Annotated in this window: 16 protein-coding genes and 1 tRNA gene; 12 read left to right on the top strand and 5 right to left on the bottom strand. The window is 70.8% G+C overall.

Translation table 11 applies throughout. The annotated features are described in order from the left end of the window. Nucleotides 1–93: 93 nt before the first annotated feature. Genes ACYU8V_RS21890 through ACYU8V_RS21880 form a run of 3 tightly spaced genes read right to left on the bottom strand, consistent with a single transcriptional unit; the run spans nucleotide 94 to nucleotide 2497 of the window. Nucleotides 94–504, bottom strand: coding sequence for a response regulator transcription factor (locus tag ACYU8V_RS21890; RefSeq protein ID WP_460850357.1), 411 nt, complete (start codon nucleotides 502–504; stop codon nucleotides 94–96). After that, on the bottom strand, nucleotides 501–2168 hold the full coding sequence (locus tag ACYU8V_RS21885; protein WP_460850356.1) for a SulP family inorganic anion transporter: 1668 nt from the start codon (nucleotides 2166–2168) through the stop codon (nucleotides 501–503). The genes ACYU8V_RS21890 and ACYU8V_RS21885 overlap by 4 nt, the downstream gene beginning before the upstream one ends. Next, a complete protein-coding gene (locus tag ACYU8V_RS21880) occupies nucleotides 2165–2497 on the bottom strand; it encodes an ArsR/SmtB family transcription factor (protein WP_460850355.1) in 333 nt (110 codons plus the stop codon). The genes ACYU8V_RS21885 and ACYU8V_RS21880 overlap by 4 nt, the downstream gene beginning before the upstream one ends. A 198-nt stretch (nucleotides 2498–2695) precedes the next feature. Here ACYU8V_RS21880 and ACYU8V_RS21875 point away from each other — a divergent pair, with 198 nt between their 5' ends. The 3 genes from ACYU8V_RS21875 to ACYU8V_RS21865 all read left to right on the top strand — a co-directional run bounded on the left by ACYU8V_RS21875 (nucleotide 2696) and on the right by ACYU8V_RS21865 (nucleotide 5380). Beyond that, nucleotides 2696–3676 carry a phosphotriesterase family protein gene (locus ACYU8V_RS21875; RefSeq protein WP_460850354.1) on the top strand — a complete coding sequence of 327 codons (981 nt, stop codon included), beginning with the start codon at nucleotides 2696–2698 and terminating at the stop codon, nucleotides 3674–3676. Next, nucleotides 3673–5211, top strand: coding sequence for a class I adenylate-forming enzyme family protein (locus ACYU8V_RS21870; protein ID WP_460850353.1), 1539 nt, complete (start codon nucleotides 3673–3675; stop codon nucleotides 5209–5211). Before ACYU8V_RS21875 ends, ACYU8V_RS21870 begins: the two co-directional genes overlap by 4 nt. Before the next feature lie 95 nt (nucleotides 5212–5306). Continuing rightward, nucleotides 5307–5380 (top strand) — tRNA-Asp (locus ACYU8V_RS21865). 84 nt (nucleotides 5381–5464) lie between these two features. Here ACYU8V_RS21865 and ACYU8V_RS21860 read toward each other — a convergent pair. Next, nucleotides 5465–6076 carry a TetR/AcrR family transcriptional regulator gene (locus ACYU8V_RS21860; RefSeq protein ID WP_460850352.1) on the bottom strand — a complete coding sequence of 204 codons (612 nt, stop codon included), beginning with the start codon at nucleotides 6074–6076 and terminating at the stop codon, nucleotides 5465–5467. Nucleotides 6077–6180: 104 nt separating this feature from the next. Here ACYU8V_RS21860 and ACYU8V_RS21855 point away from each other — a divergent pair, with 104 nt between their 5' ends. The 3 genes from ACYU8V_RS21855 to ACYU8V_RS21845 are packed head-to-tail and all read left to right on the top strand — an operon-like array spanning nucleotide 6181 to nucleotide 9901. After that, complete coding sequence (locus ACYU8V_RS21855; RefSeq protein ID WP_460850351.1) at nucleotides 6181–7116, top strand: SDR family NAD(P)-dependent oxidoreductase; 936 nt, start codon at nucleotides 6181–6183, stop codon at nucleotides 7114–7116. Further along, on the top strand, nucleotides 7113–8720 hold the full coding sequence (locus ACYU8V_RS21850; protein ID WP_460850350.1) for an AMP-binding protein: 1608 nt from the start codon (nucleotides 7113–7115) through the stop codon (nucleotides 8718–8720). Before ACYU8V_RS21855 ends, ACYU8V_RS21850 begins: the two co-directional genes overlap by 4 nt. Further along, a complete protein-coding gene (locus tag ACYU8V_RS21845) occupies nucleotides 8717–9901 on the top strand; it encodes a lipase family protein (RefSeq protein ID WP_460850349.1) in 1185 nt (394 codons plus the stop codon). The genes ACYU8V_RS21850 and ACYU8V_RS21845 overlap by 4 nt, the downstream gene beginning before the upstream one ends. A gap of 32 nt (nucleotides 9902–9933) precedes the next feature. Here ACYU8V_RS21845 and ACYU8V_RS21840 read toward each other — a convergent pair whose 3' ends face one another. Next, nucleotides 9934–10869, bottom strand: coding sequence for a carbohydrate kinase family protein (locus ACYU8V_RS21840; RefSeq protein ID WP_460850348.1), 936 nt, complete (start codon nucleotides 10867–10869; stop codon nucleotides 9934–9936). A gap of 151 nt (nucleotides 10870–11020) precedes the next feature. On the opposite strand from ACYU8V_RS21840, the gene ACYU8V_RS21835 reads away from it, so the two are divergent. The 6 genes from ACYU8V_RS21835 to ACYU8V_RS21810 all read left to right on the top strand — a co-directional run bounded on the left by ACYU8V_RS21835 (nucleotide 11021) and on the right by ACYU8V_RS21810 (nucleotide 17498). Beyond that, a complete protein-coding gene (locus ACYU8V_RS21835) occupies nucleotides 11021–12040 on the top strand; it encodes a LacI family DNA-binding transcriptional regulator (protein ID WP_460850347.1) in 1020 nt (339 codons plus the stop codon). Between the two features lie 95 nt (nucleotides 12041–12135). After that, nucleotides 12136–13443, top strand: a complete 1308-nt coding sequence (locus ACYU8V_RS21830) for an extracellular solute-binding protein (protein WP_460850346.1) — start codon at nucleotides 12136–12138, stop codon at nucleotides 13441–13443. 67 nt (nucleotides 13444–13510) lie between these two features. Continuing rightward, nucleotides 13511–14440 carry a carbohydrate ABC transporter permease gene (locus tag ACYU8V_RS21825; protein WP_460850345.1) on the top strand — a complete coding sequence of 310 codons (930 nt, stop codon included), beginning with the start codon at nucleotides 13511–13513 and terminating at the stop codon, nucleotides 14438–14440. Nucleotides 14441–14442: 2 nt separating this feature from the next. After that, the gene (locus tag ACYU8V_RS21820; RefSeq protein ID WP_460850344.1) at nucleotides 14443–15375 is read left to right on the top strand and encodes a carbohydrate ABC transporter permease; all 933 of its coding nucleotides are present in this window, start codon (nucleotides 14443–14445) and stop codon (nucleotides 15373–15375) included. A gap of 7 nt (nucleotides 15376–15382) precedes the next feature. Then, nucleotides 15383–16405, top strand: a complete 1023-nt coding sequence (locus ACYU8V_RS21815) for a hypothetical protein (RefSeq protein ID WP_460850343.1) — start codon at nucleotides 15383–15385, stop codon at nucleotides 16403–16405. Further along, nucleotides 16398–17498, top strand: coding sequence for an ABC transporter ATP-binding protein (locus ACYU8V_RS21810; RefSeq protein WP_460850342.1), 1101 nt, complete (start codon nucleotides 16398–16400; stop codon nucleotides 17496–17498). Before ACYU8V_RS21815 ends, ACYU8V_RS21810 begins: the two co-directional genes overlap by 8 nt. Nucleotides 17499–17523: the final 25 nt, after the last annotated feature.

Raw genomic sequence — 17523 nt, 5'->3', positions numbered from 1 at the left:
CCCTGGTCGCTGTCGCGGCGGATTGGCGTTTCGAATCCCGTCGTACGACGTGTACGGGGTGGAGCAGGGTACGACGCTCGCGCGGGTCGTCCGTCAGGCGGTCGGCGGTCGTCCGAGCCGCTCAGCACACAGCTCGTCGAGCTCGTCCAGCAGCTCGGCGAGGTCATGGCCCTTGTCGAAGAGTCGGTCGATCCCGACGGCGGATGCGCTGAAGGCGCTGATGGCGGTGCCGCTGAAGGTGACGACCACGAGGTCGGGGTGCAGCCGGCGCAGGCGCGGGATCAGCTCGAGGCCGCTCATGCCCGGCATCATGATGTCGCAGATGGCCGTCTGAGGACGGATGCGGGCGGCGACGCTCAGCGCCTGCGGTCCGTCGCCGGCCGAGCCTGCGAGCTCGAAGCGCGGGTCGTCCTCGATCTGGAACCTGAGCAGGTCGCGCACGACCGCGCTGTCGTCGACGATCAGCACCGACCACGGTGGGGGTGCGATCGGCTCTCGTGTCATCGCCGTACCTCCTGGCTCGGGTCGTGCTCCACGCGGGCGGCGTGCGCCCGGGCGTGGGTGATCGCGTCTCCGGTGGTGGGGAACAGGTGCCGTTCGTGGGCGAGACTCCGCAGGACGCCGAGCTCGTCGAGGACACGCAGGTGGGCGGGCTGGACGCCGGAGAGCAGCACGGTGATGCCGCGGCGCTCGAGACGCGCGATGGTGTCGGCCAGGACGTGGGCGCCGGTGGCGTCGAGCGCCGTGACGTGCGCCATCCGCAGGACGACCACCCGGACCTGGCTCACGTCCGCGACCTCGAGCAGGAAGTCGTGGGCGGCGCCGAAGAACAGCGGCCCTTCGAGTCGGTAGGCCACGATGTGTTCGTCCAGCAGCGACTGCTCCTCGTCGCGGTGGGCGATGTCGTCGAGGGGCGTCTGCTCCAGACGGGTGCCGGCGGCGGTCTGGCGCAGCGCGAAGAACCCCGCGACGACTAGGCCGGCGATGACCGCGACGACCAGGTCGAAGGCCAGGGTGGCGGCCGCGGTGATGAGGAAGGTCGCCGCATCGCCGCGGGTGGACCGGAGGATCGCGGTGAGGCTGGATACCCGGACCATCTGGATCGCCGTGGCGATCAGGACGCCGGCCAGAGCGGCGAGCGGGATATGGCTGACCCAGCGGGCCGCGACCAGGACGACGCCGAGCAGGATCAGCGCGTGGGTCAGCGCCGCGAATCGTGAGGTGGCGCCGGACCGCACGTTCACCGCCGTACGGGCGATCGCGGCCGTGGCCGGTACGCCGCCGAACAGCGGAGCGACCAGGTTCGCGAGCCCCTGCCCGAACAGCTCCCGGTCGGGGTCGTGGCGCCGCCCGACGCTCATGGCGTCGGCGACGGTCGCCGAGAGCAGGCTCTCGAGCGCCGCCAGGGCAGCGACGGCGACCGCGGCCGCCACGAGGGTCTGCAGGTCCCCCCACGGGATCCTCGGCAGCGCCGGGACGGGTAGGCCGGCGGGAATGGTGCTCACGGTCGACAGGCCGAGCCCGAACGCCGTGTTCGCGACGGTGCCGAGTGCGACCAGGATCAGCGCGACGGGTAGACCCGGACGGACGCGGGCGACGAGCAGGATCAGTCCGGCGGTGACCAGGCCGGTCAGCGGCGCCTGCCAGTGCGCCATCGGGGAGTGGGTGACCCAGGTCCGGATCGCGACGTACGCGAGATCGAGGACCTTCTCCTCGTGCACGGTGACGCCGAGGACGGCGGGGAGCTGTTGCAGGGCGATGATGGCGGCGATCCCGGCGGTGAAGCCCTCGACCACGGGGATCGGCACGTACTTCATCGCCCGCCCCGCGCCGCTGTGGGCCAGCGCGATCAGGATCAGGCCGGCGAGCATGCCGACGACGAGGACGCCATCGGCACCGTGCTTGGCCACGATCGGGATGAGTACGACGGTCATCGCGCCGGTCGGGCCGCTGACCTGGACCCTGCTTCCTCCGAACACGGCCGCGACCGCGCCGGCGACGATCGCGGTGACCAGCCCGGCCTTGGCCCCGACGCCCGACGCGACCCCGAAGCCGAGCGCGAGGGGGAGTGCGACCATCGCGACGACCAGGCCGGCGGTCAGGTCCCGTCCGGGCTTGACCCCCGTCCAGTCGCTCCGGCGTGGAAGCAGGCGGGAGAGCTCGGTCATCGAGAGACCGGCGACAGCTCGTTGTCGAACTCGGTGCGCGAGGCGGCGATCACGCCCAGGATCTGTCGGGCCGCCATCAGCAGGTCCCGCACCTCGGGGACGCTGACCGAGTAGACGACCTCGCCCTCGCGTCGCCGCGAGGTCACCAACCCGGTCCGCCGGAGCACCCCCAGCTGCTGGGAGAGGTTGCTCGGCTCAATGGTGATCTGCTCCAGCAGCTCGTAGACGGCATGGTCGCGCTCGGCGAGGAGCTCGAGGATCCGGATCCGCGCCGGGTGCCCGAGGGTGCGGAAGAACTCCGCCTTCGCCTGGTAGAGCGGTACTCCCACGGTGGCCTCCTCGCTGCTAGACGGTCACCACGCTAGACCACTTGAAGAGTTCTTCATATGGTCAATCGGGAGCATCCGCCCTCACGACGCCGGCGCCGAACACTTCGATACCGCCTGGTCGGTTTTTGCGCCATGATGGCCGTACGCTATGACGCCGGTCACATCGACCAGGCCGACCGACGACCAGGAGGAGCTGACGTGAGCAACGTCGAGACCGTGCGAGGACCCGTGCCCGTGGACGAGTTGGGCCAGGTGCTGGCTCACGAGCACGTCTTCACCATCGGCACCGAGATCCGGCAGAACTACCCGGACTTCCCCGACCCGTGGGACGAGGACCGCCGCGTCGCTGACGCCGTCGCCAAGCTCAAGGACGTCACGACCCGCGGGGTGCGCACCATCGTGGACCCGACGGTGATCGGCCTGGGCCGCTACATCCCGCGGATCCAGCGGATCAACGAGCAGGTCGACATCAACATCGTCGTCGGCACCGGCATCTACACCTACCACGACGAGCCGGTGCAGTTTCACTTCCAGGGTCCGGGCCTGCCGTTCGACCGACCGGAGCCGATGGTCGAGCTGTTCGTCAACGACATCCGTGAGGGCATCGCCGGCACGGGCGTGAAGGCCGGCGTGCTCAAGTGCGCGATCGACGAGGCCGGCATGGTCCACGGCGTGGAGCGGGTGATGCACGCGGTCGCGCAGGCACACGTGGAGACCGGCGTACCGGTCATCATCCACACCCACGCGCACGGCGAGATGGGCATTCCCGCGCTCGAGGTGATGAAGTCCGAGGGCGCCGACCTGTCGAAGGTCTGCATCGGCCACAGCGGCGACAGCACCGACATCGACTACCTGCGGGGGCTCGCCGACCAGGGCGTCATGCTCGGTATGGACCGCTTCGGCGTCGATGTCTTCTGCACCACGCCCGACCGCACCAGGACCGTCGTCGAGATGGTCCGGCTCGGGTACGCCGAGAGCATGCTGCTCTCGCACGACGCCTCCTGCTACTCCGACTTCTACCCGGAGGCGGGGCCGGCCGAGCTGCTGCCCAACTGGCACTACACCCACATCCACGACGACGTCCTGCCCGCGATGCGCGAGGCCGGCGTCACCGACGACCAGATCGAGACGCTGCTGGTCAGGAACCCGGCCCGGTGGCTCACGGTGGCCGACCGATGAGTGCGCCCGACATCTACGTCGTCCCACGCGACCACAACCCGCTCTCGCGGGACGGGGTCACCGTCGACGAGCAGGGGGTGCCCCACTTCGACGGCCTGCCGGATTCGCTGATCGCCTCGCTGCGCCGCCACGTCGAGGCCACGCCCGACGTCGAGGCGGTGGTCGAGCTCGACGGCGAGCGGCTGACCTATCAGCAGCTCTGGGACCGTGCGGCCCGGGTCGCGGGCGGGCTGCGGGCGGCCGGCGTACGTCGCGGCGACCGGGTCGCCGTCCGCCACCCCGCGGGCGTGAGCTGGGTGCTCGCGTTCTACGGCACGATCATGGCCGGCGGCATCGCCGTGGCCCCGAACATCCGCTCCGCACCTCCCGAGATCGCCGCGCTCCTCGAGGATGCCGGCGTCACCGTCGACCTCGACGCGGGCTCGGCCCTGCCGGACGGCGAGCCGTACGTCGAGGAGGGCCTGGGCCTGCTCGATCCGTGCGCGATGTTCTTCACCTCGGGCACCACGGGCCGCGCCAAGGGGGTGCCGACCAACCACGAGGCGTTCCTGACCAATGCCGAGAACATGGTCATCGGGCTGCAGGGCTCCCGCGGGCTGGGCGCCGACTTCCGCACCCTCGTCTCGGTGCCGCTCTTCCACGTCACCGGCTGCAACTCCCAGCTGCTGACGGCGCACTACCTGGGCGGTACGGCGGTGATCATGCCGAACCTGGACCAGGTCCGGCTGATCGAGACGCTCAGCGAAGAGCGGATCACGCTGATGGTGACCGTCCCGGCGGTGTACGCGCTGATCCTGCGCAGGCCCGAGTTCGCCGACGCCGACATCAGCACCGTGCGCTGGGTCGGGTACGGCGGCGCCGCGATCGCGCCGTCGCTCGTCGAGGCCCTGCAGAAGGCCTTCCCGGGTGCACGGGTCACCAACGGCTACGGGATGACCGAGACGGCATCACTGATGACGTCGCTGCCGCACGAGGACGCCGTCGAGCACGCCGACTCGGTCGGCTACGCGGTGCCGTCGGTCGAGCTCGCCGTCGCCCCGCTCGGCGTCGATCCGCGGTACGGCGAGCTGCTCTCGCGCGGAGCCAACATCATGAAGGGCTACTGGAACCGGCCCGAGGCGACCGCGGAGGCGCTCGCAGGCGGGTGGATGCACACCGGCGACATCGTCCGGGTCGACGACGCGGGCCGGATCCACATCGTCGACCGCACCAAGGACATCATCATCCGCGGCGGCGAGAACATCTCCAGCCTCGAGGTGGAGGCGGCGCTGGCGGCCGCGCCGACGGTGCTGGAGGCGGCCGTCATCGCCGTACCCGACGACGTGATGGGCGAGAAGGTCGGGGCGATCGTGTACGGCGGCGGCGAGGAGGTCGACGTCGACGCGGTGCTGGGCCACCTCAGGACGCAGCTGGCGGACTTCAAGATCCCGCAGTACCTCAGCATCGCCACCGAGCCGCTGCCCCGCAACGCGGGTGGCAAGCTGCTGAAGGCCCAGCTCCGCAAGGACGTCACCTGGGGCCCTCCGCTGCGCTGACCGGCCGGATCCGGGTGGGCGGTCCCGATTGGGAACGCCCACCCCGGATGGGTTAGAGTTCCCACGCTTCGCCCGTGAGGGAGAAGCGACAACCTGGCCCCGTAGCGCAGTTGGTTAGCGCGCCGCCCTGTCACGGCGGAGGCCGCGGGTTCGAGTCCCGTCGGGGTCGCAAGGTCACCACGCCCTCTGAGCAGCATGAACACTGCGCAGGGGGCGTCGTGCATTTCCGGCGGCCGGCCGGCGCGCAACCCGGCTACCGGGGGGCGGGTGCGCCGAGGAGGCCGAACGCCCGGAGGGCGTGGCGCAGACCGTCGATGAGGCCGTCGATTCGGACCGACGGGTCGATGAGGCGGCGTACGGCGACGCCGATCGCCAGGCTCACCAGGGCCTCCGCGGCGGCGCCGAGGGACACGAGGTCCGCGAGCTCGGGTGGGACCAGCTCCTCCAGCGCGCCGCGCGCCAGCAGGGTCGCGGCCTCGTGCCGCTCCGCCTCGGCCGCCACCAGCGCCCGATCGGGCCGCGCCTCGAGCGCGAACTCGAGCTCCAGCCGCGGCCAGCCGGAGGTGAACGCGCTCTCCGCCCAGTCTTGGACGCGATCGAGCTTGGCCGACAGCGGCTCGTCGGAGCGCATCGCGTCGCGCAGGACGCTCAGCTGCTCGCCCTGGATCTCCTGGAGGACGAGCAGCGCGAGCTCCGACTTGCCCACGAAGTTCGAGTAGATCACGCCCGTCGAGAAGCCGGCCTCGTCCGCGATGGCGGCCAGCGACGTCGCGTTGTAGCCGTCGCGCAGGAAGAGCGTCCTGGCGCAGCCGAGCAACCGTTCGCGGTTGTGCCGCTGGCTCTCGGCGCGGGTGAGGCGGGCCATGCCGGGGAGTCTATCTATTGACGGCATCCAAATAACGTGATTATCTCAGTTGGGTCGTTATCGGCGCCGCCCCGGCGACCGATCGTCGTGAGAGGTGGCCGTCCATGGCTTCGAAGGTGCAGCAGGTTCGTGACCGGGTGGTCGACCGGGTCGTGAACTCATCCCGGTCGACGGACGAGGCGGCGCTGCGGCGCGCGGTGGGCGGGAAGACCGTCCTGGTCACCGGCGCCTCGTTCGGACTCGGCGAGGCCGCGGCGAAGATGCTGGCCCGCAGTGGCGCGACCGTGCTGGCGGTCGCCCGGACCGCTGAGCGATTGGACGAGCTGGTCGAGGAGATCGCGGCCGAGGGCGGTACGGCGTACGCACTGCCCTGCGACCTCAGCGACTTCGACGCGATCGGCACGCTGGTCGAGCGGATCCTCGCCGACCACGGCGGCGTCGACATCGTGGTCAACAACGCGGGCAAGTCGATGCGGCGCTCGCTGGACCTGCAGTACGACCGGTTCCACGACTTCACGCGGATGGTCAACATCAACTACCTGGGCCCGGTGCGGCTGCTGCTGGCTCTGCTGCCGCACATGCGGGAGCGGGGCAGCGGCCTGGTCGTCAACGTCTCCACGATCGGCGTGCGCATCCCGCCGGGTCCGCGCTGGGGCGTCTACCAGTCCACCAAGGGCGCGTTCGACACGTGGCTGCGCTCGATCGCGCCCGAGATCAAGCCCGACGGCGTCGACGTCTCCTCGATCTACATGACCTTGATCTACACCCGCATGAGCGCGCCGACGCCCAGCATGCGCAAGCTCCCCGGCATGACGGCCGAGGACGCGGCCGGGCTGGTCGCGCGCGCCATCGTGGGCCGCGAGCGCGAGATCACGCCGTGGTGGGTCGTCCCCGCCCAGGCCTCGGAGGCCGTCGCGCGGGGCCCGGTCGCGTGGGGGATGCGGCTGCTGCACCGCCACTCCAGCGACACGGCCAGCGCCCTCGGCGCCGAGCCCCTCCCGTCGGCCCATCCGCGCGCGGCCTCCGGATCGGTCCGATGAGCGTGACCGACGCCGGCCGCCGGGTGCTCGAGCCCACCGCGGTCCTCGCGCGGGCGGGCCTGCTGGGTCCGCTGTCGCCGGCCAAGCTGGCCCGCGCCGTGCTCGAGGTCGGGCGTCTCGGGCTCTCGCCGGCCACCGTCGTCGCGCTCTCCGCGACCCGGTGGCCGGACCGGCCGGCGGTCATCGACGACGCGGGGTCCCTCAGCTACGCCGAGCTGGCCCGGCAGGCGGTGGCGCTGGCGGCCCAGCTGCGCTCGTCGTACGACGTCGGTCCCGATCGCGGGATCGCCGTGATGTGCCGCAACCACCGGGGCCTGGTGCTCGGCCTGCTCGCGGCCGGCAACCTCGGCGTCGACGTCCTGCTGGTCAACACCGAGCTTCCCGCGCAGCAGCTCGCCGCGACGCTCACGCGCCACCGGCCCGGGGTCGTCCTGCACGACGCCGAGTTCGACGAGCGGCTCGCCACGGCCGATGCCGGGACGCCGCGGCACCGGGTGTGGGGCGACGACGGGCCGGTCGAGGCGCCGCCGTACGACGGCCGGCTGCCCCGGGTACGACGCGCCGGGCGACTCGTCCTGCTGACCTCCGGCACCACCGGAGCGCCCAAGGGCGTTCCGCGATCCCCGCACGTCAGTGCCCTGATGGGCGTCGCGGTGAGCGCGATCGAGCGGCTCGACCTGCGCACGGGCGAGACGATGATGGTCTGCCCACCGGCCTTCCACGGCATGGGCGTGCTCTGCCTGATGCTCGGCCTCGCCCTCGGCGACACCGTGGTCCTCCAGCGACGCTTCGACGCGGCAGCGGCTGCAGCGGCGGTCGAGCGCCACCGGGTGGACGTGATGGTCGCCGTCCCGGCGATGCTGCAGCGGTTGCTCGCCCTGCCCGACCTGGAGCGGCGGACGGAGAGCCTGCGTGTGGCGCTCTCCGGCGCGGCGCCGCTGAGTCCGGTGACGGCGGGCCGGTTCGCCGAGCGCGTCGGCGAGGTGGTGTACGACGGCTACGGCTCCTCCGAGGTCGGCATCGTCACCCTGGCCACCCCCGCCGACCTCCGCGAGGCGCCGGGGACGCTGGGACTGCCCACCCGCGGGACCCGCATCGCGATCCTCGACGACGGCGGACGGCCGCTGCCCGTCGGGCAGGTCGGCCAGATCCACGTCGACAGCCCGATGACCTTCGACGGCTACACCGGGGGCGGCCGGCGCGACATCCGGGACGGCTACCTCGCGAGCGGCGACATGGGCCGGCTCGACGACCGGGGTCGGCTCTTCCTGGAGGGCCGGGCCGACGACATGATCGTCTCGGGCGGGGAGAACGTCTTCCCGCAGCCGGTCGAGACCGCGCTGCTCAGCCACCCCGACGTGGCCGATGCGGCGGTCATCGGCGTGCCGGACGACGACTTCGGGCAGCGGCTGCGCGCCTTCGTCGTCGTCACGGGCGCTGCCGATCGCGGCCGTCTCGACGACGAGCTCCGCACCTACCTGCGCGCGCGCCTGACCCGCTACGAGGTCCCGCGCGACATCGTGGTGGTCGACGAGCTGCCGCGCAACGCCACCGGGAAGGTGCTGCGCACGCAGCTCGCGACGACGCCGGGTGGGCCGGCGTGAGGACGCGCTCCCTCGGGCGGCTGACGAGTGCCGTGGTCCTCGCGGCCACGTGCTGCCTCGCGTCCGTGCCCGGGTCACCGGCCCTGGCATCGACCACGGAGCCGGGTCGGCTGGTCAGCGCGGTGCCGTTCACGGCGTACGCACTGCCCGGGGTCCCGCTCCCGGGGCGTGCCTGGCGCATGGTCTACGAGTCGCGCACCGCCACGGGCAGCGCGGTCCGCGTCTCCGGGACGGTCATGGTGCCGAGGACGCCCTGGCGAGGACCGGGGCCGCGCCCCCTGCTCGGCCTCGCGCCCGGCACCCAGGGGCTGGCCGACCGCTGCGCGGCCTCGCACCAGTGGGCGGTCGGCACCGAGTACGAGTCGGTCGTCGCGGCGCAGGCGCTGATGCGCGGCTGGGCCGTGGCCGCGACCGACTACCAGGGCCTCGGGACCCCGGGCGACCACACCTACGTCGTGGGTCGAGCGCTCGGCCACGACCTGATCGACGCGATGCGTGCCGCCCACAACCTGACCGCAGCCGGGCTGAGCCGCCGCGCCCCGGCGGCCGTCTACGGCTTCTCCGAGGGCGGGGGCGCGGCGGCCTGGGCGCTCCAGGTGCAGCCCACCTACGCCCCCGGGCTGCGGCTGGTCGCCGGCGCCGTCGGTGGGACCGCGACCGACTTCCTCCAGCTCATGCACCACGTGGAGAACAGCCCGCTCGCGTTCCTGCAGCTGTACGCCGCCATCGGGTTCGACGCCGCCTACCCCGAGCTGCACCTGGCGCGCTACCTGACGCCCCGGGGCGTCGCGGCCGTGCGCACGCTGCGCAACAGCTGCATCGAGGATGCGATCGTCGACGGTCTGCTGATGCCGACCAGCACCGCCACCTACGTGCGGCCCGATCCGCTCGTCAGCAGCGCCTGGCTGCGCCGGCTCCACCAGAACGACCTCGGGCGCCGCGCGCCGCAGGTCCCGGTGCTCATCGGCGGCAGCGACCTCGACGAGGTCTTCCCGTTCGCCCAGGAGTCCGAGCTCTACGACCGCTGGTGCGCACGCGGCGTCGACGCCCACCTGCTGCGGCTGCACACGCCCGAGCACGTCATCACGGGAGCCGCGTTCTCCGGTCCCGGCCTGCGCTTCATCGCCGACCGGCTCGCCGGGGTGACGCTGTCCCGGGCGAGCAGCTGCCGGCGGCGCTGATCCCTCGCCGGTCCGTCTGCACGGGTCTCGGTCTAGGAGGAGGGTGATGGCCCGAGCTCGTGGCGGTACGGCGGGTTCGCACCGGACCGGCTTACCGTGACAGCGGCCGCCGAGGAGGCGAACTCGAGGACCGACGCCCACTCGACCGCACCGAGCGCGCGCAGCTGCATGGCCCGCTGGCCACCGAGCAGATCCAGGTCCGCCAGCGCGACGATGAGGCCGGCCATGAACGTGTCGCCCGCGCCGATGGTGTCCGCGACGGTGGTCGGTCGGCTCGCTACGTCGACCCGTCCCGTCGTCGTCCAGGCGGACGCGCCGTCGCGGCCGCGGGTGACGACCACGGCTGCGGGGCCCAGGCGCAGAAGCGCAGCAGCGCCGTGCTCGACCGACCGGTGGGGGTAGAGGTGCGCTAGGTCCTCGTCCGAGGCCTTGACGACCGTGGACAGCGACGCGAGCCGCTCGACCGCGGCGACGACCTCATCGCCGGTGCCGGTGATCGCAGGGCGCAGGTTGATGTCGTACGAGATCGTCGCGGCGCCGTGCAGCCGCCCTGCCGTCGCGGTCACCACGGTCGCGCCCGGACCGGTCAACGCGCTGTACGAGCACAGGTGCAACGCTCGCGGGGTGATGTCGACGTCCACCTCGTGGAGGCGCCAGTCGATGTCGAAGGCGTAGCTCGCCGAGCCGTCCGGTGCGATCGTCGCGACTGCCGTCGAGGTGCGTTCGACGGCGCGGGGATCGCCGGCGAGCGCTACTCCGGAGGCGGCGAGGTGGTCGGCAAGACGGTCGCCGTGCTCGTCGCGACCGAAGCTGGTGGCGAACCGCGTGGGCAGGCCGAGCCGCGCCAGGGCGATGGCGACGTTCGCTGCGCTGCCTCCGGCGTGGCCGGTGAGGACCCCCTCGGAGGAGCTGACGACATCGATGAGCGACTCGCCCACGACCAACACCTCCTCGGGCGACGCGGTCATCGTGGCTCTCCTTGCTAAATCGATTGAGCCGGTACGGTAGCAGTCGTGCCCCGCCTCGCCAAGAGGCGAGTGATCACCTCTTGACACGCCCCGACCTCATCGGGCACGGTGATCGTCGTCACATGAAAAAACGATTGATCAAGGATGAGCGATGGCAAGGGTGCGGATCAAGGACGTGGCCGAGGCGGCCGGCGTCTCCGTGTCGACCGTCTCGCTGGTCCTCAACGACGCCCCCGGCGCACGGATCGGGACCGACACCCGGGAGCGGGTGCGCCGGGCGGCCGACCAGCTGCAGTACCGGCCCAGCTCCCTGGCTCGCAGCCTTCGGATGCAGCGTTCGGGGACGCTCGGACTGGTCAGCGATGAGATCGCGTCGACCCCGCACGCGGGTCAGATCATCGCCGGCGCGCACGAAGCGGCGTCCAACCTCGGGTTGACCCTCATCCTCGTCGACACGGGCGTGGAGCGGGTCAACGAGACCCGGGAGATCGAGTCTCTCCTCCAGCGGCACGTCGACGGCATCCTGTACGCCGCCATGTATCACCGCGAGGTCGAGGTCCCGCGGCTGATCACGGACCTGCCGGTGGTGCTGGTCGACGCAGCAAGCGTCGACGGCGGCTACCCGTCCGTCGTCCCCGACGAGGAGGCGGGCGGCTATGCCGCCGCGCGCGAGCTGCTCGATGCCGGTCACCGCCGGATCGGCTTCCTGACCAACGTCGACGACATCCCCGCGACTCGGGGCAGGCTCGCCGGCTTCCGTCGTGCCCACGACGAGCTGGGCGTTCCGGTCGACGACCGACTGGTCGTCGCCGCTGTCAGCGAGACCCTGCCGGGGTACGTCGCTGCCCGGGAGCTGCTGGAACAGCGGCGGCCCACGGCCCTGTTCTGCTTCAACGACCGGATGGCGATGGGCGCCTACCGGGCCGCCACCGAGCTCGGGCTCCGCATCCCCGATGACCTCTCCATCATCGGGTACGACGACCAGCAGCTGATCAGCGCCGGGCTGTTCCCGGCACTGACGACCGTCGCGCTGCCGCACTTCCAGATGGGCGTGCGGGGCGTGCAGATGCTGGTGGAGCGCATCGAGCAGCCGGACGGCCCACCGGGGGTCGAGGTCCTGGGCTGCCCGCTGGTCCGTCGAGATTCGGTCTCCCCGCCGGAGCCACGCTGAGTCCCGACGGGGAGAACGAGACGTGACGGTCGGTGCAACGACCGTCTCCACCTGAATCAAGCCGATTCCGGTGTCCGCATCGAAGGAGTAGAACCGTGAAATCCCACCTCATCACGCGTGCCGTCGGCATGAGTCTAGCCGCCGCCGTCGCGACGGCCTCGTTGTCGGCGTGCGGCAGCAGCGGCGGCTCGGGCGCCGACGGCAACACGATCACGCTGTGGACGCACAACGGCGGCAACACCGCCGAGCTGGCCGTGGACCAGAAGATCGTCGACGACTTCAACGCGAGCCAGTCGACGTACCAGGTGAAGGTGCAGTCCTTCCCGCAGGCGTCCTACAACGACGCGGTCGTCGCAGCGGCGTCTGCGAAGAAGCTGCCGTGCGTGCTGGACGTGGACAGCCCGAACGTCCCGAACTGGGTGTGGGGCGGCTATCTCGCGCCCATCGACATGACCGGCGCGGCCGTGCCGCTGTCCGGTCAGCTGCCGAGCACGGTCGGCACCTACCAGGACAAGACCTACTCCTTCGGCCTGTACGACGTCGCGCTGACCTTCTTCTCGCGCAGGTCGGTCCTCCAGCAGAACGGCATCCGGATCCCCTCGATCGCGAATCCGTGGACGAAGGACGAGTTCATGGCGGCGCTCGCCACGCTGAAGGCGACCGGCAAGTTCAAGTCGGTGCTCGACGAGGCGGACAACCCCGGGTCCAACGGCGGTGGTGAGTGGTACTCCTACGCCTACTCGCCGCAGCTGCAGAGCTTCGGCGGCGACCTGGTCGACCGCAGCAGCTACACGACCGCCGATGGTGCGATCAACGGTCAAGCCGCGATCGACTGGGCGACCTGGTTCCGCTCGCTCGTGACCCAGGGCTACATGCCGCCGTCGGGGACGAGCCCCAACGACGACTTCCTCAACGGCAAGACCGCCATCGAGTGGGATGGGAGCTGGGACGCCGCGAAGAACATCAAGGCGCTCGGCAAGGACCTCGCGATCATCCCGCCGGTCGACTTCGGAGCAGGACCGAAGATCGGTGGCGGTTCCTGGCAGTGGGCCATGACGTCGTCGTGCGGCAACACCGCTGCTGCCGAGGCGTTCTTGAAGTTCATGCGACAGGACAAGTACTTCGCCAGCATGGCGAACGCCACGGGCACGATCCCGGCGGCGTACTCGGCGGCCGCGAAGGTGCCTGGCTACCAGAAGGGCGGCGAGCTCAACGTCTTCCTCGAGTACGCCAAGAAGTACGCCGAGATCCGGCCGGTCACCCCCGCCTACCCCTACATCTCGACGGTCTTCGCGAAGGCCGTCGCCGACGTCCTGTCCGGCGGCGACCCGAAGTCGATCCTCGACCAGGCCGCGTCGCAGATCGACCAGAACATCAAGTCGAACGACAACTACTCCAGCTGATCCACAGCTGATCCGGCCGCTGGGGGCGGCGTTCGCCGCCCCCAGCGCGTCGAGGAAGGCAACCACCATGTCCACCACCCTGCTCCCCGCCGGTGACCGCCGCCAGGAACGTGTCCGCTTCGGCGGTCGTCTCGGCGAGCGGATCGCGGCAGCCGGCCTGGTCAGCCCCGCGCTGTTCCTGCTGATCCTGTTCCTCGTGATCCCCGTCGTGCTGGCGTTCTCGCTGGCGTTCACGAACGCGCGGCTGGTGTCGCCGCGACCGGCCCACTGGGTCGGGCTGGAGAACTTCCGCACCTTGTTCTCGGATCCGGTGTTCCTCAAGTCGTTGCGCAACACGCTGGTGTTCACGGTGATCGTCGTCCCGGTGCAGGCGGCCCTGGCGCTCGGGCTCGCGCTGCTGGTCAACGCCAAGGTGCGCGGGCGCAACATCTTCCGCACCATCTACTTCTTCCCCGTCGTGACCTCGATGGTCGTGGTCTCGATCTTGTGGGAGCTGCTGTATCAGCGCAGCGGCCTGATCAACCAGCTCCTCGACAAGGTGACGTTCGGCGCCTACCACGGCCACGACTGGCTCAACGACCCGCACACGGCGCTCGGCGCCATCATCGTGCTGTCGATCTGGCAGGCCGTCGGGTTCCACATGATCATCTGGCTCTCCGGGCTCCAGACGATTCCCGCCGAGCTCTACGAGGCCGCCGACATCGACGGGACCACGGGCTGGGAGAAGTTCCGCTACGTCACCTGGCCCGGGCTGCGACACACGCGCACCTTCATCCTGATCACGATCACGATCGCCGCGTTCGGCCTCTTCACCCAGGTCAGCGTGATCACCAAGGGCGGGCCGCTCGACTCCACGAGCACCGTCGTCTACCAGGCCGTTCACACCGGCTACGACCAGCAGCAGACGGCGTACGCCTCGGCCATCTCGCTGGTCTTCTTCGTGATGGTGCTGCTGGTCTCCCTCGTGCAGCGCTTCTTGACCCGAGAGAAGGGCTGACCATGACCACCGAGCTCACCGAGACCGCCGTGCCGGCGACTCCCGCTCCCGCCGACCCTCACAGCCGTCGTCGCGGCCGGCGCACCCTGGGCCACGTGTGCCGCGTCGTCGCCGCGCTCGTGTTCGCGATGCCGATCGTCTTCATGGTGGTGTCGTCGTTCAAGCCCGACCAGCAGATCTTCGCGGACACCTCGAGCCTGCGCGCGTTCCTGCCGATCGGGCACCTGAACCTGGACAACTACCGAGGTGTCTTCGGACGCGTCCCGGTCGTCCGGTTCCTGATCAACTCGATCGCCATCTCCAGCATCACGGTCCTGCTCGGGATCCTGATCAACTCGATGGCCGCGTTCGCACTGGCCAGGATGGAGTGGCCGGGCAGGAAGGTCGTCCTCTCGCTCGTCCTGGCGACCCTCATCGTGCCGTTCGAGACCTTCGCGCTGCCACTGGTGTGGTGGGTCAACAAGCTGCCCTGGCTCCAGGTCAACGGCTTCCACCTGCAGCTCACCAGCGGGTGGCTCGACACCTACCAGGTGCAGATCCTGCCGTTCGTCGCGAACGCCTTCTCGATCTACCTCTTCTACCAGTACTTCCAGAGCATCCCGAAGGAGCTCGACGAGGCGGCGCGCGTCGACGGTGCCAGCTGGTTGCGGATCTACCGGACCGTGATCATGCCGCTCTCGGGGCCGGCGACCGCGACCGTCGCCATCCTCACGTTCCTCCCCGCGTGGAACTCCTACCTCTGGCCGCTCATGGTCATCCAGTCCGAGAACCTCCGGCCCGTGATGATCGGGCTGCAGTACTTCTTCCAGCTCAATGTCTCGTGGGGTCAGATCATGGCCTACTCGACGATCATCACCGTCCCCATCCTCGCGCTGTTCGTGGCGTTCCAGAGGTCGTTCGTCAACAGCATCGCCAGCACCGGCGTGAAGGGCTGATCACCACATGTTGTGCCTTCCCGACCACTGGACCTGGGACTTCTGGCTCGCCGACACCGGCACCGAGTTCCACGTGTTCTTCCTGCGCGCCTCGCGTGCGCTGCACGACCCGGAACGCCGGCACCGCCGCGCGAGCATCGGCCACGCGGTGTCCACCGACCTGCGGTCCTGGACCGTTCTCGCCGACGCCATCGTCACCAGCGACGGACCGGCCTTCGACGACCTCGCGACCTGGACCGGATCCGTGGTGCGGGACCCGAGCGGAGGATGGCGGATGTTCTACACCGGCATCTCCCGCGCCGACGGCGGGCTGCGCCAGCGCATCGGCGCAGCGGTCTCGACGGATCTCGCCGTGTGGCACAAGGACCAGGAGGTCCCCGTCATCGACCCGGACCCGGCGTACTACGAGACGCTCGAGACCGCGGGCTGGCAGGACCAGGCATGGCGCGACCCGTGGGTGTTCCAGGACCCGGACGGCGACGGCTGGCACATGCTGATCACGGCGCGTTCGCTCGGCGGTGCGGCCGACGACCGCGGTGTCGTCGGGCATGCCCGCGCGACCGACCTGCGTCACTGGTCGGTCCAGCCGCCGCTGAGCCGCAACGCCGGGTTCGGCCAGCTCGAGGTGCTCCAGTTCCACCGGGTCGAGGGGCGCGGCGTCGTCGTGTTCTCCTGCCTGCACCCGGAGCTGGGGCAGGACCGGGCTGCGTCCGGTACGACGGGCGGCATCTGGAGCGTTCCGTGCGACGACCCCCGAGCCGGCGTCGACGTCAGCCTCGCCACGTTGCTCACCGACGACCGTCTGTACGCGGGCCGCCTGGTCGACGATCGCGACGGTCGCACCGTCCTGCTCGGCTTCCCGCACACCGGTGCCGACGGGGACTTCGTCGGCGGCCTGTGCGACCCGATCCCCGTCGAGTGGGCCCCCGAGGGCCACCTCCGCACCGTCGGCGAGCCGCTGGTCGGCCGACGCGTCGGCTCGCACCGGCACCACGACCAGCTGCACACCAAGGAGAACTGCGATGTCTGAAGTCAACTACCTGTCGGCGACCTGCACCTACCCCGGCGCGGCCCGACCTTCGGTCCAAGACCTGTCCCTGGACATCGAGGACGGCGAGTTCGTCGTCCTCGTCGGCCCGTCGGGGTCCGGCAAGTCGACGGCTCTGCGGATGCTCGCGGGGCTCGAGGCGGTCACCGAGGGCGCGATCGCCATCGGGGGCCGCGACGTGTCGAAGCTGCCGCCCAAGGACCGCGACATCGCGATGGTCTTCCAGAACTACGCGCTGTACCCCCACATGAGCGTTGCGGAGAACATGGGCTTCGCGCTCAAGCTCAACGGGGTGGGCAAGCAGGAGCGTGCACAGAAGGTGCTCGAGGCCGCCCGGCTGCTGGACCTCGAGCAGTACCTCGAACGCAAGCCCAAGGCCCTCTCCGGCGGCCAGCGTCAGAGGGTGGCGATGGGTCGGGCGATCGTCCGGCACCCGTCGGTCTTCCTGATGGACGAGCCCCTCTCCAACCTGGACGCCAAGCTGCGGGTCGAGACCCGCGCGAACATCGCGGCGCTGCAGGCGCGGCTCGGCACCACGACCATCTACGTCACGCATGACCAGGTCGAGGCGATGACGATGGGAAGCCGGGTCGCGGTGCTCAAGGACGGCGTCCTCCAGCAGTTCGACACTCCGCGCAACCTCTACGACCACCCGGTGAACGCGTTCGTGGCCGGCTTCGTCGGGTCGCCGGCGATGAACCTCCAGGTCTGCCCGTTCGACGGCCGCACCGCCGACCTCGGCGGTACGTCGGTGCTCCTGGCCGCCGACGCGGCCGCGGCCGTCCGTACCGCGGGGCTCACCGAGATCAACCTCGGCGTACGTCCCGAGTGCCTGACGTTGGCCGCGCCGACCGCGGACGCCGCGAACGGCATCACCCTCGAGGTGCTCCTCGTCGAGGACCTCGGCGCCGAGTGCTTCGTGCACGCCCGTCCGACCGCCTCGCCCGACGCCAAGCGCGTCACCATCCGTGCCTCCGGGAACCTCAAGCTCGCCCCCGGCGATGTCGTCGAGGCCTGGGTCACGCCGGGCTCCGCGCTGGCCTTCGACCCGGTGTCGGGTGCGCGTCTCTGCTGAGGCCCGTCCCGACCGGGGCCCCCCG

The sequence above is a fragment of the Nocardioides ultimimeridianus genome (assembly GCF_054777895.1).
The sequence above is the reverse complement of the archived record's forward strand: the minus strand, read 5'-3'. Positions and strand labels throughout refer to the sequence as shown.